The sequence below is a fragment of the uncultured Phascolarctobacterium sp. genome (assembly GCF_905212365.1).
GTDB lineage: Bacteria > Bacillota > Negativicutes > Acidaminococcales > Acidaminococcaceae > Phascolarctobacterium_A.
In genome coordinates this window covers 1-13,798 of record NZ_CAJMEH010000010.1, presented here as the reverse complement: position 1 = coordinate 13,798, position 13,798 = coordinate 1, and the positions used below count along the sequence as shown (strand labels likewise).

12 protein-coding genes are annotated in these 13,798 nt (G+C 51.3%); 4 read left to right on the top strand and 8 right to left on the bottom strand.

Annotated elements, in window-relative coordinates; genetic code table 11:
* Position 1: 1 nt before the first annotated feature.
* From carA to QZ105_RS03035, 3 genes are read right to left on the bottom strand one after another with little or no spacing between them, the layout of a single operon-like run.
* On the bottom strand, positions 2 to 1,078 hold the full coding sequence (gene carA, locus QZ105_RS03045) for a glutamine-hydrolyzing carbamoyl-phosphate synthase small subunit (protein ID WP_293728380.1): 1,077 nt from the start codon (positions 1,076 to 1,078) through the stop codon (positions 2 to 4).
* Positions 1,063 to 2,358, bottom strand: coding sequence for a dihydroorotase (locus QZ105_RS03040; protein WP_293728379.1), 1,296 nt, complete (start codon positions 2,356 to 2,358; stop codon positions 1,063 to 1,065). The genes carA and QZ105_RS03040 overlap by 16 nt, the downstream gene beginning before the upstream one ends.
* Complete coding sequence (locus QZ105_RS03035) at positions 2,342 to 3,298, bottom strand: aspartate carbamoyltransferase catalytic subunit (protein WP_293728378.1); 957 nt, start codon at positions 3,296 to 3,298, stop codon at positions 2,342 to 2,344. Before QZ105_RS03035 ends, QZ105_RS03040 begins: the two co-directional genes overlap by 17 nt.
* A 307-nt stretch (positions 3,299 to 3,605) precedes the next feature.
* On the opposite strand from QZ105_RS03035, the gene QZ105_RS03030 reads away from it, so the two are divergent.
* From QZ105_RS03030 to QZ105_RS03015, 4 genes are all read left to right on the top strand, one after another.
* Positions 3,606 to 4,751, top strand: coding sequence for an acyltransferase (locus tag QZ105_RS03030; protein ID WP_293728377.1), 1,146 nt, complete (start codon positions 3,606 to 3,608; stop codon positions 4,749 to 4,751).
* 408 nt (positions 4,752 to 5,159) lie between these two features.
* Positions 5,160 to 5,777 (top strand): hypothetical protein, encoded by a 618-nt coding sequence (locus tag QZ105_RS03025; RefSeq protein WP_293728376.1) that lies wholly within the window; start codon positions 5,160 to 5,162, stop codon positions 5,775 to 5,777.
* Between the two features lie 49 nt (positions 5,778 to 5,826).
* A complete protein-coding gene (locus QZ105_RS03020) occupies positions 5,827 to 6,432 on the top strand; it encodes a class I SAM-dependent methyltransferase (protein ID WP_293728375.1) in 606 nt (201 codons plus the stop codon).
* On the top strand, positions 6,390 to 8,861 hold the full coding sequence (locus QZ105_RS03015; RefSeq protein WP_293728374.1) for a DEAD/DEAH box helicase family protein: 2,472 nt from the start codon (positions 6,390 to 6,392) through the stop codon (positions 8,859 to 8,861). Before QZ105_RS03020 ends, QZ105_RS03015 begins: the two co-directional genes overlap by 43 nt.
* A 73-nt stretch (positions 8,862 to 8,934) precedes the next feature.
* Here QZ105_RS03015 and QZ105_RS03010 read toward each other — a convergent pair whose 3' ends face one another.
* The 5 genes from QZ105_RS03010 to QZ105_RS02990 form a co-directional block, all read right to left on the bottom strand.
* Positions 8,935 to 9,417, bottom strand: a complete 483-nt coding sequence (locus QZ105_RS03010) for an N-acetyltransferase (protein WP_366935970.1) — start codon at positions 9,415 to 9,417, stop codon at positions 8,935 to 8,937.
* Positions 9,418 to 9,581: 164 nt separating this feature from the next.
* Complete coding sequence (gene nuoB, locus QZ105_RS03005; RefSeq protein WP_293728372.1) at positions 9,582 to 10,304, bottom strand: NADH-quinone oxidoreductase subunit NuoB; 723 nt, start codon at positions 10,302 to 10,304, stop codon at positions 9,582 to 9,584.
* 11 nt (positions 10,305 to 10,315) lie between these two features.
* On the bottom strand, positions 10,316 to 11,818 hold the full coding sequence (locus QZ105_RS03000; RefSeq protein ID WP_293728371.1) for an NADH-quinone oxidoreductase subunit C: 1,503 nt from the start codon (positions 11,816 to 11,818) through the stop codon (positions 10,316 to 10,318).
* Positions 11,819 to 11,822: 4 nt separating this feature from the next.
* Positions 11,823 to 13,298: a proton-conducting transporter membrane subunit gene (locus QZ105_RS02995; protein ID WP_293728370.1), complete on the bottom strand. Its 1,476-nt coding sequence runs from the start codon at positions 13,296 to 13,298 to the stop codon at positions 11,823 to 11,825.
* A gap of 7 nt (positions 13,299 to 13,305) precedes the next feature.
* The coding region (locus QZ105_RS02990; protein WP_293728369.1) for a hydrogenase at positions 13,306 to 13,798 on the bottom strand (493 nt) is incomplete at its 5' end.

The window sequence follows — 13,798 nt, the reverse complement described above, 5'->3', positions numbered from 1 at the left end:
ATTAACGACCCTCCATCATATCAATAAAATGCTTAAACAGGTATTCATGGCCGCCGGGGCCGGGGCAGGCTTCCGGATGGTACTGTACAGTAAAGGTGGGATGCTTGGTATATTCCACGCCCTCGATAGTGCCGTCGTTCATGGAAATGTGGGTAATATTAATGCCCTTGCCCTCCAACGATTTTTCGTCCACCGCATAGCCGTGGTTCTGGGAGCTGATGTAAATGCGTCCGCTGCGCAGATCCTTAACCGGCTGGTTGATGCCGCGATGGCCAAATTTCATTTTATAGGTATCGGCGCCGTTAGCCAAAGCCATCAGCTGGTGCCCCAGGCAGATGCCGAAAATAGGACGGCGGCCAATCATTTTCTTAACGTTTTCGATAACCTCCGGCAAATCCTTGGGGTCGCCGGGGCCGTTGGACAGGAAAATGCCGTCCGGATTATAGCGCAGCACTTCTTCGGCGCTGGTATCAGCGGGGAAAACGGTCAAATGGCAGCCAAAGCTTGCCAAATAGTTGAGGATATTTTGCTTAATGCCGAAGTCCATAACGGCTACGTTCAGCTTGCCTTCGCCCAGGGAATATACTTCCTTGGTCGTAACCTGCTGCACCTGGTCGTGAACGTCGGGAGTAGCCAGCAGCGCCTCCACCTCGTCCTGAGGCATTTCCGCCGGAACGATAACGCCCTGCAGAACGCCGTAATTACGCAGCTTGCGCGTAATTGCGCGGGTATCCACGCCTACCAGCGTAGGAATATCCTGCTGCTCCAAAAACGCCTCCAGGCTTTGCTCGTTGCGCCAGTTGCTGGGGTGATCGCACAGGTCGCCGATTACATAGCCCTGGAAGAAGCATTTGCGCCCTTGGTTGAACAAGGGGCTGCAGCCGTAGTTGCCTACCAGCGGATAGGTCATAACGACGATTTGGCCGCAGAAGGACGGGTCGGTCAGCGTTTCCTGATAGCCGCTCATGCCGGTAGTAAAGACAACCTCGCCCACCGCGTTGCGCTTGCCATACAAAGTGCCTTCATAGACGCTGCCGTCCTTGAGGACTAATTTTCCTTTTCTCATTGTTTTGTGCATACTACACCATCTCTCATCACAAATTTACCATGCAGCATAGTTGCGACGGCTTTGCCCTTGCAGGCCTTGCCCTCGTAGGGGGTGAACTTGCCGCGGGTATAAAATTTGGAGCTGTCAACAGTCCATTCTTTATTCAAATCCATAATCGTAATATCGGCTACAGCGCCCTCCTTTAAGGTGCCGCCCGGCAGGCGGAACAGCTTGGCAGGCTCGCAGCTCATCTTACTGATGATGGTATTTAGGTCAAAAATATTCTTATGATACAGGTCGGTCAGCATAACGGCCAAAGATGTTTCCAAGCCGCAGAAGCCGCAGGGAGCATAACGGAACTCCACGTCCTTTTCCTCCGGCGCGTGGGGAGAATGGTCGGTTACGATGCAGTCCACCGTGCCGTCCAGCACAGCTTCGCGCATAGCCTGCACATGGTCCCAGCTGCGCAGCGGCGGGCTGACGCGGGTTGCAGAATTATAGTTAGCGCAGGCCTCGTCTGTCAAAGTAAGGTGATGCACCGTTACCTCACTGGTAACATTGACGCCCTTTTTCTTAGCCTGACGGATAATATCAATTGCGCCTTTAGAGGCCACATGGCAGATATGCACATGCGCGCCGGTGTATTCGGCAATAATGCAGTCGCGAGCCACGGCGATATCCTCGGAAATGGCCGGAATACCGGGCACGCCGATGCGCGCGGAAACAGCGCCCTCATGCATATAGCCTTCGGCGTTCAGCTCCGGGTCGATGGCATGGCACAGCAGCGGCTTATCGAAAGCCGTAATATATTTAGCCGCCAGCGTAAACAAGCGGGAACTCTTTACATAATGGCCGTCGTCGGAAAAGCCCATAGCGCCTTTTTCCGCCATGTCGCCCATCTCGGCCAGCTCCTCGCCCTTTTCGCCCTTGCTGATAGCGCCGATAACCTCTACGTTAGCGTAGCTTTCCTCCGCAGCGCGCTGCTTAATGCCGCTTACTACGATGGAGGTATCGATAACGGGCTTGGTATTGGGCATGCAGGCCACGGTGGTCACGCCGCCGGCAGCGGCAGCCATCGTACCGGAAATAATATCCTCTTTTGCTTCCAGGCCGGGCTCACGCATATGCGTATGTACGTCGATCAAACCAGGCGTTACCACAAGACCGGCAGCGTCGTATACTTCGTCGGCAGCTTCGGCGATATTTGCGCCCAAAGCTTTAATCTTACCATCCTCTACCAGAATGTCCATTACTGCGTCCAGCTTTTGGCTGGGGTCAACGACCCTGCCGTTTTTAATCAACGTTTTCAATGTGTTTACCTCCTGTCAAAGTCAAGAATAAGAGCGCCATACGTACTGCCACGCCGTTTTGTACCTCGGTACGGATTGCGGCATTATCACAGTAGCCAACCTCCCAGGAGATTTCCAGACCGCGGTTCATGGGGCCCGGATGCAGTACGGTTACATCGGGTTTAGCCAGCTTCAAACGGTTTTCGTTGATGCCGAAAATGCGGGCATATTCGCGGGGAGACGGGAACAAGCCCTTCTTCTGGCGTTCCAGCTGAATACGCAGAATATCCACAACGTCAGCGTCCGCAATAGCGTCCTCTACACGTTTATGTACGGTTACGCCAAGAGCCTCCACATCATGGGGCAGCAGCGTCATGGGGCCTGCCACATGCACCTCCGCGCCCATTTTAGTCCAGGCGGCAATATTGGTGCGCGCTACGCGGCTGTACAGAATATCGCCGATAATAGCCATTTTTAAGCCCTTCAGGGTTTTGCCCTGCTCGCGGATGGTGAACATATCCAGCAGGCCCTGGGACGGATGAGCGTGAGCGCCGTCGCCCGCGTTAATGATTACCGGGTCGGCAACCTGCGCTGCATAAGCTGCAGCTCCTTCGATGGGGTGACGCATAACGATAGCGTCGCAGGCCATGGACTGCAATGTCAGAATAGTATCGCGCAGGCATTCGCCTTTAACCACGCTGGAACTGCTGGTGGTAACATTAACCACATCAGCCCCCAGGTACTTGCCTGCCAGCTCAAAGGAAGTGCGGGTACGGGTACTGGGCTCATAGAACAAATTGATGATGGATTTGCCGCGCAGAGAAGGGAGCTTTTTAATATCCCTCTTCATAACCTTCTTCATTTCCTCAGCTGTCTTTAAAATCAATTCGATTTCTTCCACGCTGAGGCTTTCCAGATCCAGTATATCTCTGCCTCCCAGAGATACATTTGATTTAGCCATTAGCTTTACCTCCTGTATATTTTATGCTCTTGTAATGAATAAAAAATAAAAGCCTTCTCGTCCCATGTAGGTACAAGAAGGCCCTTGCTTGTCAACAGTAGCTTAACCTTGCAGTCTCACGGGACCAATTTAAAGGTGCATTTAATTGATTGTATATATTTTACACCCCAACGCTCTATCCGTCAAATATTTCGCGCAAAATTTTACGCTTTTTTAATCAGAAAAACACACTGGCCGCGGCGGGGTTTTTAGGTGTATAATAATTATTATATTACTTTTACTTGCACGCTTCCGAAAGGATAAAATTATGAGAAACGCCATCGTAGATAATATCAGGGCGCTGTGTATGCTGGGCGTTATCGGCATCCACACCGGCAGCCTGGCGCTGACGCCCAACGATTTCACCTTATACTGCCTGCTGGAAATTTTAAGCCGCTACAGCGTCCCCGCCTTCTTCTTTATTTCCGGCTACGGGCTGTGCTGTACGGATAAAACTTTACTCAGCGGCGGCGCGCTGCCCTATGCTGACTTTATGAAGAAGCGGCTGCGCGGCGCAGGGCTGCCCTATCTGAGCTGGTCGCTGCTTTATATGCTGTACTTCTGGCTAATTCTGCCGCCTGGTTTCGTCAGCTGGCAGCCGCTGCACGTGGCCTTCGTGCTTTTCTTCGGTCTGGGTTGCTACCATTTGTACTTTATGGTTATCCTGCTGTGGTTTTACGCTTCCTATCCATTATGGCGCGTTCTGCTGCGCGGCATCGTCAAGCACGGCGCGGCTGCGGGGCTGGCGCTGCTCCTGCTTTTCCAGCTGGCCTTCAACTGGTGGACCACCCATCCCGACGTCGCCCCCAGCCAATGGAGCCCGCTGGCGAAAAACTTTTTCGTTTACCGGCTCAACTACCTGCCCTTGCATTACCTGCTGATTTTTATGGGCGGCTCTCTGGCTGCCGTCTACTGGGATAAATTTCTGGCCTGGCTGCGTGCTTATCCGCTGCCGGTGCTAGCTCTTTACCTGGCGAGCGTCGTTTACGACGCGGGCAGCGCCTACTACGCCTTTCGCTATCAGGGCTATACACTTATCGATTTGGCAAACACCTATCATCAGCTCAGCCACCAGGGATTACTGTACACCATTGCCTCTCTGCTATACTTCTGCCTGCTGCTGGATTGGCTGGAGCGCCGCGTGCAAAGCGGCAGCGCCCCTAAAGCTGCCGTTTGTTTACAGCGCATCATCGAGCTTTTAGCCGCCAATTCCATGCTTATTTACTTTATCCATCCCCTGCTGCTGGACTGGCTGACAAGCTTTTATAATAAATTCGGCATCGTGATGACCGCGAAAAAGGTCTGCCTGTCCTATGTGCTGCTGGTAGCCGGTTCGTTGCTGGCCAGCCTGCTGCTGCAAAAAATTTTCCAACGCAGCAAAATATTAAGCCTGCTCTTTACCGGCAAGCGTTGAATTATCTTATCGCTCTTATGGTCAGCCTGGCGCTGGCCATTTTTATTGGGCACAGCAAAAGCGGCGTCCTTGCCTTCGCCGCCATGTACCTCAAGCTTGTGCTCCAGAAGTAAAAGCTAATATTGCCTCTGGTAAACAGCCTTTATTTGATAATGTTGACGCCCTGTTCGAAAAACTGGAGAACGACTGATGAGCTGCAAATTTACTTTTACTCCCCGCTTCCAAAAGCATTTTGCTGCCCTAAGTACAGAAACAAAAAAGCAATTAATTTGAACTGTCAGGCTTGATGCTTGACAGTTATTTTTATCAATCCGTAATTCCGGACGGAAAGCTCCGCAAAAAATATTTGTCTGCCGGTGTTTTTCGTATTATAATGATGTCAGAATAAAACACAAGAGGAGGATGCTTATGTGCCAAACCCCAGATTGGTCCGCTGGTGACCGCTATCTGCGCGAAAACGTACCAGAGCTTGCCCCATTAGTCGAAAAATACTCCCCCTGCCCCTTGCGGGCCAAACCCCAAAGCGACTACTTTACAATTCTGCTGACGGGCATCGTATCCCAACAGCTACCGCCCGACGTCAGCCAAAGGCTGATGCAGAAGCTGGAACAATTAGTCGGCAAACCGATTATGCCTCAGGCTATTTTGGACGTTCCTGAGGAAAAGCTTTTAGGCATCGGCCTGGTTAAACAAAAAATCGATTATCTGATGGCCTTTGCCAACGCTATTACGAGCGGTCAGATAGTCATGGAAAACTTCGTCAATATGACAGACAGCCAAATTACCAAGCAGCTTTTGCAGGTGCGCGGCCTGGGTCAATGGACCATCGAAATGTTCCTGCTGCTGGCCCTGTGCCGCACGGATGTAGTCCCCACCGCGGACTTCATCTTTAAGAAGGAGCTGCAGCAGCTGCTGGGACTGGCCGCCGTACCCAAACGCGGACAAATCAACCAAATCACCGAGCCCTGGCGTCCCTGGCGTTCCTTGGCCGTGTGGTATCTGTGGCAGCACGCCAATAATAAATAGTAGCTTAATATAAAATAGTTCTATAGAATTATAAATAAAGGCCAACCACATGACTCATAAAACAACTTTAGACTACTACAACGCCAACGCTCAGGACTTTGTCCAAGGTACGGTGCGTGTAGATTTCCATATAACTCAAGATAAATTTTTAGCATTACTGCCAAAAGGAGCGGCCATCTTGGATTTTGGCTGCGGCAGCGGCAGGGATACCAAATATTTTTTGGAACGCGGCTTTACTGTTGACGCCACCGACGGCTCGATGGAACTGTGCCGCTTAGCCAGCGAGTATGCCGGTATCACGGTAAAGCAGATGCTTTTCCAAGAGCTGGCGACAGTAGAAAAATATGACGGCATTTGGGCCTGCGCTTCTATCCTGCATCTGAGTTGGGAAGATTTAATTGTTGTACTGAAAAAAATGCTTCGGGCATTAAAAAACGACGGCGTAATTTATACGTCTTTTAAATATGGGCAATTCACAGGCGAACGCAACGGCAGGTTTTTCACCGATTTGGATGAGAAAGGTTTGCAAACCCTGCTCCAAAAAGTCGATGAATTGGAAGTAAAAAAGCTGTGGATTACGGACGATGTACGTCCTGGCAGGAGTGAAGAAAAATGGTTGAATGTGCTGGTAGCGAAGCGCAGCAACAGGAAATAGAAGTTGAGCCCATTAGCGTTATCACCGGCGACAACAACTACAAAAAATTTCTCTATTACCAACTGAAAATGAGCATTCAGCAGGCGGACGCCATTGATATAGTTGTTTCCTTTTTGATGGAAAGCGGCGTGCGCATGCTGCTGAAAGACTTGCAGGCAGCTTTAACGAGAGGCGTGCGCATCAGACTGCTCACTGGCAACTATTTGGGCATCACCCAGCCTGCGGCTCTATATCTGATCAAAAAAGAACTAGGCAACAGCGTCGACTTGCGTTTTTATAACGATACTACACGCGCCTTTCATTCCAAAGCTTATATTTTTCATTACGGCGACGACGGCGAAATTTTCATCGGCTCCTCTAATATTTCGCGCAGCGCCCTGACTGAAGGCATCGAATGGAATTATCGACTAATCAAACGCATTGATCAGGAAAGCTTTGCTTCCTTTTATGAAACATTTAATCGGTTGTTTGATAATCATTCCATTGTTATTGACGACAAGGTACTGCAAAGCTATTCCAAAAGCTGGCGCAGGCCTTCTATTGCCAAAGATTTAGAGCGCTACGAAATAACCAACGATGAAAATACCCATGTGAGCAGCTTATTCCAACCTCGCGGTGCGCAAATCGAAGCCTTATATTCTCTGAACAATTCTCGGGAAGAAGGCGCGACTAAGGGTGTTGTGCAAGCTGCTACGGGCTTAGGTAAAACTTATTTGGCTGCATTCGATTCAGTTAATTTCAAACGCGTACTATTTGTTGCTCATCGCGAGGAAATTTTGCGTCAAGCGGCAGAATCTTTTAAAAACGTACGTCCTAACGATAGTTGCGGCTTTTTCACAGGTCAGCAAAAAGACACGGATAAACAGCTGGTTTTCGCTTCTGTGGCAACTCTTGGCAAAGAGCAGTATTTAAACGAAAAATATTTTCCTAAAGATTATTTTGATTATATAGTAGTGGACGAGTTCCATCATGCGGTTACTAAAATGTATCGCAATATCGTAGAGTATTTTACGCCCAAGTTTTTGCTGGGACTGACGGCTACGCCGGACCGCATGGACGGCCGCAATATTTTTGAGCTCTGCGATTATAATGTTCCCTATGTGATTACTCTACAGGAAGCTATAAACAAAGGCTTGCTAACGCCCTTCCATTATTATGGGATTTATGACGAAACCGATTATTCCAGCATGCGTTTTATAGGCGGACGTTATAACGAGCAGGATTTAAATACGGCCTATGTAGGCAATCAACGCCGCAACGAATTGATTTATAAGCATTATTTAAAGTATCGTTCTAAGAAAGCATTAGGCTTTTGCTGTTCCCGCATGCATGCGGAAATGATGGCCAAAGATTTTTGCGAGCGCGGTATACCGGCAGTAGCTGTGTACAGCGACGCCCAAGGAAGGTTTTCTGAGGACAGGCAACGAGCTATTTCTAAACTGCTTAAAGGCGAAATTAAAGTGATTTTTTCTGTTGACATGTTCAATGAAGGCGTGGATATTCCTGCCGTGGACATGGTAATGTTTTTGCGTCCGACAGAAAGTCCCATCGTCTTTTTGCAGCAGCTGGGTCGTGGTCTGAGGCTGTACAAAGGAAAGCATTTTTTGAATGTTTTAGACTTTATTGGCAATTATGCCAAGGCCGAGCGCGCTCCTTTTTTGCTGGCAACCAAGACAACTAACGAAGGCCGGATTTTATCTCGCGGAGAGTTGGAATACCCTGATGACTGCATTGTTGATTTTGATATACCGCTTTTGGATTTATTCCAACATCTGGAACAGCGCCATCGGCACATAAAGGAACGTATTCGCCAAGGTTTTTTGCAAGTACAAGAAACTTTGGGGAAGACGCCCACCCGCATGGAACTGTTTACCTATATGGATGATGAGATTTATTATCTGTGCCTAAAAAATGCCAAAGATAATATTTTTAAAAATTATCTGGCCTATAAGGAGCAGTTGGGCTTATTGACGAAAGCAGAGGCGGAACTTTGCAGCAACGTGGGCAAGGAGTTTATACATCTTTTAGAAACTACAGATATGACCAAAGTGTATAAAATGCCGGTACTGCTCGCTTTTTATAATGGCGGAAAAATACGCATGGCTGTAACTAAAGATGAGCTTTTATCCAGCTGGAAGGACTTTTTCAATAACGGAACAAATTGGAAAGATTTGAAAAAAGGAATTATCTTAGAAGAATACAAGAGTATAAGCGACAAGGCTCATTTGAGCAATATTTTGCGTAACCCGGTAAAGTTTTTAAAAGCTTCCGGCAGAGGCTTTTTCGTAGAACGCGACGGCTATCCTATCGCTTTAGCAGATTCTTTGGCTGGCGTAGTACAGAACAGCGCTTTTGTAGCGCAGCTAAAGGATATCATTGAGTACAGAACTATGGAGTACTATCGAAGCAGGTACGAAGCGAAGAACTAGAGCGCACAGAAAAAACTCGACTACAGCTTTCCTCATTATAAGGAAAATTGTAGTCGAGTTTTGTTGTCTTTAACTAAAATTTTACTTCACTGGGCTCGTAATCCACCGTCGTTTTCACAAAAGCAATTTCATTGCAGTAAGGGTATTGAGGGCAGTAAACGCATTCCTTCCATACCTTTTGGGGCAGCTTGTCCTTAGCCGTTTCAATATAGTCGCATTTAGCGAAAAAGCCCGGCTGATAGGTCAGGGTAAAGAACATGGTCACGCCGCGTTCTATCCCCTCCTGCTCCAGTCTGGCAACCAGCTGGCGGCCAATACCGGTGCATTTCAGGCTGGGCTCCACCGCCAAACTGCGGATCTCAGCCAAACGGTCCCACACGAAGTGCAGCGCGCCGCAGCCCAGCAGCCGGTTGTTTTCCACGGCGATAATATAATCGCGCAGATTTTCATAAATAGCGTTGCGGGCACGGGGCAGCATCAAGCCCTCATGAGCATAATAATTCAACAGCTTGTGGATATTTTCCACATCGCTGAATTTAGCAGGACGAAAAATAATCATGGGCAGGACTCCTTGATAAGATGAACTGACAGCCCGCCGTACAAACGGCGGACTTGCTTCGTATATCTTACCACTATTCAACATATAGTACAACTAAAAAATAGCTTCGCCGTCATAAGAATATTTATAAAAGCAGCACAGCTCAATGGCAAAGCAAACTGCTACAGCCGCTCGCTAAGCATGTCGGCGGCGGCGCACAAGGCAACAATCATAGCGCTGGGCCGCGGCGGACAGCCAGGCACGGCAATATCCACCGGCACTACGTCGGCAGCCTTGCCCACGATGGCATAAGTAGAGCCATAGGTAGCTCCGCCTGCTGCGCAGGCTCCGCAGGCCATCACTAGGCGCGGTTCGGGCATGGCCTCGTAGGTCATGCGCAAAGCCTGCTCCAGATTGCGCGTCACTACGCCCGTCACCATCAGCATATCCGCGTGGCGCGGCGAAGCCACAAAGGCGATGCCGTAGCGGTGCAAATCGTAAACAGGATTGCTGGCAGCGCCCATTTCAAAATCGCAGGCGTTGCAGCTGCCGGCGTCCAAATGGCGCACATGCAGCGAACGTCCCAGCTTAGCCGTAACCGTCTGGCTGACCTCCGCCTGACTTTCGCTCAAAATATCCGCTAAGCGCTCCTTATTGCTGTGGGTCAGCGCCTTCTCAGCGCAGGCCTCCACGCAGCGGCCGCAGAACAGGCATTTATGGTAATCTATCTGCGGTCTGCCCTGCTCCATAGCCACAGCCTGCACAGGACACGCCGACGCGCATTGGCCGCAGCCGATGCAGCCGTCGGCGCAGCGCCGCTGCCCGCGCAGCCGCTTGGAGCCGGTCGTTTCTATATTTTCCGTAGCAATTTTACCTGCTAAAATCGCTTCCAGCATTTTTAACATCTTGCCACCTCCTAGCGGTCTATGCAGGCATAGCACAGCTCAAAGCTTTTATTAATCAAAGGGAAATCAGGGATAATATCGCCCTGAACAGCCACCGTCAGCGCGGGCCAGTTGGGATAGGAGGCAGAGCGGATAAAGCAGCGGTCAATACGGCCGTTTTCATCCAGCAGCAGCCAATGAATATTATCTCCCCTTGCCGATTCGCTGATGCCCCAGCTGCCCTCCAAGGTACGCAGCTGGCCTAAATCTACCTGCAGCTCCGTATCGGCGTTGCGGCGCAGCTTGGCAATCAGCTGCCGCACCAGGCTGATGCTTTGAGCGACCTCGCCCACGCGCACCTTAATACGGGCTTCCACGTCGCCGGTATGCTCCACCACCACGTCGAAAGCCAGCTCGTCGTAAATACCGAAGCCCATATCCTTGCGGCTGTCGCGGGCAATACCGCTGGCGCGGGCACCCACACCCACCATAGCCAAATCGAAGGCAGTATTTTCACGAACGATGCCCGTGGTACGGATACGGTTGACGAAATTAGCCTGCTCCCACATGATATGCACCATATCGGCGTAAACCTTTTCCACCTCTTTGAGCACGTCCTCTATCTCTTCCAAAATTTTATCGTCGGCGTCCATAGCCACGCCGCCGGGAACAATCAGCCCTCGCAGAAAGCGGTTGCCCGCCAGCAGCTCGTTGAGCTGCATCAAGTATTCCTTTAAGCGCGCGCCCATGCTGATAACAGGCGAAAAGCCCACGCCGGCGCAGATATTGCCCGTATCGCCCACATGGTTGTACAACCGCTCCAGCTCCAGCGCCAGCGTGCGCAGCAGCCAGGCGCGGTACGGTACCTGCGCCTCCGACAACTTTTCCACTGCCTGGCAGAAGCTCAGGCTGTTGGCAACGCTGCAAGCGCCGCAAATACGCTCGATGACGGGCATAGCCTCCCAAGGCGTCTTGCCCTCCAAAGCCTTTTCAATGCCGCGATGAGTAAAAAACAGCTTGGCGTCCAGCTGCAGCATGGCCTCGCCTGCCTGGCTGAAACGGAAATGCCCCGGCTCGATGATGCCTGCGTGAATGGGCCCGACAGGGACCTCAAACAGGCCCTCGCCTGTTGAAGTCATCATTTCATATTCACGATGGCCATGGCATTGGCAGTCCACCGGCGTTTGCTTGAGCAGCGGGTGGAAATCGGGAGGAAAGCTTTCGTGCAGCACCAAAGGCCGCAAATCGGGATGCCCTTCCGGCACTAAGCCGAACATATCGTGCAGCTCCCGCTCGTACCAGGCGGCCGCAGGCAGTAGCGTGGTCAGACAGGGATAGCTGAAGGGTCCTTCGGCGGGGAATTCCGTTTTCAATACGTCCAGACTGCGCTTTTCCGCATTATAGAACAGGCAGTAAATCGCCAGACCGCCGCCGCGCAGGGTTTCGTCCGCGCCGAACATAGCGGCCAGCGGATGTTTACCGCCGCCGCTGCAGATATTAGCGGCGCCGCGCAGATTTTCAGGTTTTACCAGCATAGCATCAGCCTCCTATAACGCGCACAGCGCAATTAAGCAAATTATTCAGCCAGGGAATGGCTTCAAAGCCTGCGCCCACGGCACAGGTAGCCAGCAGCAGCAGCGCCAGCACGGCAATATCCATGGAACCCAGCAGCTCGCCCAAGGGCTTACGTCTGGCGCTGTCCCCCAGCATGCGCATACCATGATACAAAATGCCGATCAGTACGCCTGCCAGCAGCACGATGAGCAGGCTTCCGGCCAGCCAGTGGCCCTCGCGGAACAAAGCCGCCATAATATAAAATTTACTGAAAAACAAGCCCATGGGCGGCAGGCCCAAAATGCCCAGCATACCGGTCAGCCAAAAGGTTGCCGTATAGGGCACATCCTTAATCATGCCGTGAATACGCATCATATTGCGGGTCTGATACTCCTGGATAACAGTACCCGCAATATAGAACAGTACGAATTTAATCATAGCGTGGCTGTACATATGCAGCATCACAGCCTTGAGGGAAAAGGCAGAAAAAGCGCCGATGCCCGCTACCATAATACCGATATTTTCCATAGAAGAATAAGCCAGCAGACGCTTAATATCGCGCTGCACCACAACGAAGGGCACGGCCACCGCCACCGTCAGCACGGCGAAGAACAGCAGCATGCTGCTCATCATGGCGCTGCCAGCAGTAGGCAGCAGAATCACCAGATTACGCAGCAGCACATAAATGGCGCAGCTGCACAACGCGCCGCTGAGCATACCGCTGGTCAGCGACGGCGCTTCGGCGTAGGCGTCGGGCAGCCAGGTATGCATGGGGGCCATGCCCGCCTTGGTGCCGTAGCCGATAACGATAAAGAGCAGCGCCAGCCGCGTCATGGACGGGTCCAGCACGGAAGCGTTCTGATGCAGGTACAGCCAGCTCAAGGCCTTTTCCGAGCCTAAAGCGTCCAGCTGGGCGTAATACAGCACCAGCGTACCCAGCAGCGCCAGGCAAATGCCTACGGTGCAGACCATAATATATTTCCAGGTGGCCTCCAATGCGGCGCGGGTAAATTTAAAGGAAATCAACAGCGCCGAAATCAAAGTGGTGGCTTCGATAGCGACCCACATAAGGCCCAGATTTTTCACCAGCAGCACGATGAACATGGTCCAGCAAAATAGCTGCATCAAAGCGAAATACCGGCCCGTTTGCAGCTGCTCGCCTTTCAGTACACCGCAGCGCTCCTCCCGCGTCAGGTAGGAGCGGGCCGTCCAGCTGGCAGCCACGTACAGCGTCGTAATTATGAGCAGCACCCAGCAGCTCAGGGCGTCGATATAAAAATAATCGTCCGCATAGGGCTGGGAAGGATTAAAATTGGCTGCCAAAAGCAGCACCGTCAAACCCACGGCCGTAGCCGTCAGGCGGTGCAGCCAATGCAGCGTTTGGTTGGCAAAGCGCCCGGTCAGCGCCAGCACGGCGCACAAAGGCGGCAGGCATAACAAAGGCAAAATATATTCCAGCATGCTCCACCTAACCTTTCAGCTTGTCCAGCACGTTTGTATCCGTCGTTTTAAAGGACAGACGCAGGCGCGAGGTCAAAATAACCAAAATAACCACGGCGATTAAAACGTCCAGGAAAATACCCAGCTCGATAATCAAAGGCAGGCCCTCCGTCATAATCAGGCCCAACAGATAAATGCCGTTTTCCATAGTAATCAGGCCAATCATCTGCATAATAGCGCGGCTGCGCATAACTATCAGCGTCAGTCCCGTCATAATCATAAACATGGAGGCCGCCATAATATCGCGTCCCGCAGCCATGGGCAGCAGGCCGTCGATAACCATGTAGCCCAGCGCCAGGCTGCAGGCCGCCACCGCCGTGGAATAATTGACGTTGATATCGCTGACGATTTCCCGCTCGTCCCGCAGCTGGTGTACTACTTTAAGAATAGCATAGGGAATGAACATCACCTTGACGGCAATGGTCAAAAGCCCCGGCAGCCATCCGTGCAGCCCGCCGCCA

Bases quoted from the DNA above. Each gene is read 5' to 3' on its own strand.
- QZ105_RS03000 (WP_293728371.1), bottom strand. From the start codon at position 11,818: ATGCTGGTAAAACCTGAAAATCTGCGCGGCGCCGCTAATATCTGCAGC.
- QZ105_RS03025 (WP_293728376.1), top strand. From the start codon at position 5,160: ATGTGCCAAACCCCAGATTGGTCCGCTGGTGACCGCTATCTGCGCGAA.
- QZ105_RS03020 (WP_293728375.1), top strand. From the start codon at position 5,827: ATGACTCATAAAACAACTTTAGACTACTACAACGCCAACGCTCAGGAC.
- QZ105_RS02995 (WP_293728370.1), bottom strand. From the start codon at position 13,298: ATGCTGGAATATATTTTGCCTTTGTTATGCCTGCCGCCTTTGTGCGCC.
- nuoB (WP_293728372.1), bottom strand. From the start codon at position 10,304: ATGTTAAAAATGCTGGAAGCGATTTTAGCAGGTAAAATTGCTACGGAA.
- carA (WP_293728380.1), bottom strand. From the start codon at position 1,078: ATGCACAAAACAATGAGAAAAGGAAAATTAGTCCTCAAGGACGGCAGC.
- QZ105_RS03015 (WP_293728374.1), top strand. From the start codon at position 6,390: ATGGTTGAATGTGCTGGTAGCGAAGCGCAGCAACAGGAAATAGAAGTT.
- QZ105_RS03030 (WP_293728377.1), top strand. From the start codon at position 3,606: ATGAGAAACGCCATCGTAGATAATATCAGGGCGCTGTGTATGCTGGGC.
- QZ105_RS03035 (WP_293728378.1), bottom strand. From the start codon at position 3,298: ATGGCTAAATCAAATGTATCTCTGGGAGGCAGAGATATACTGGATCTG.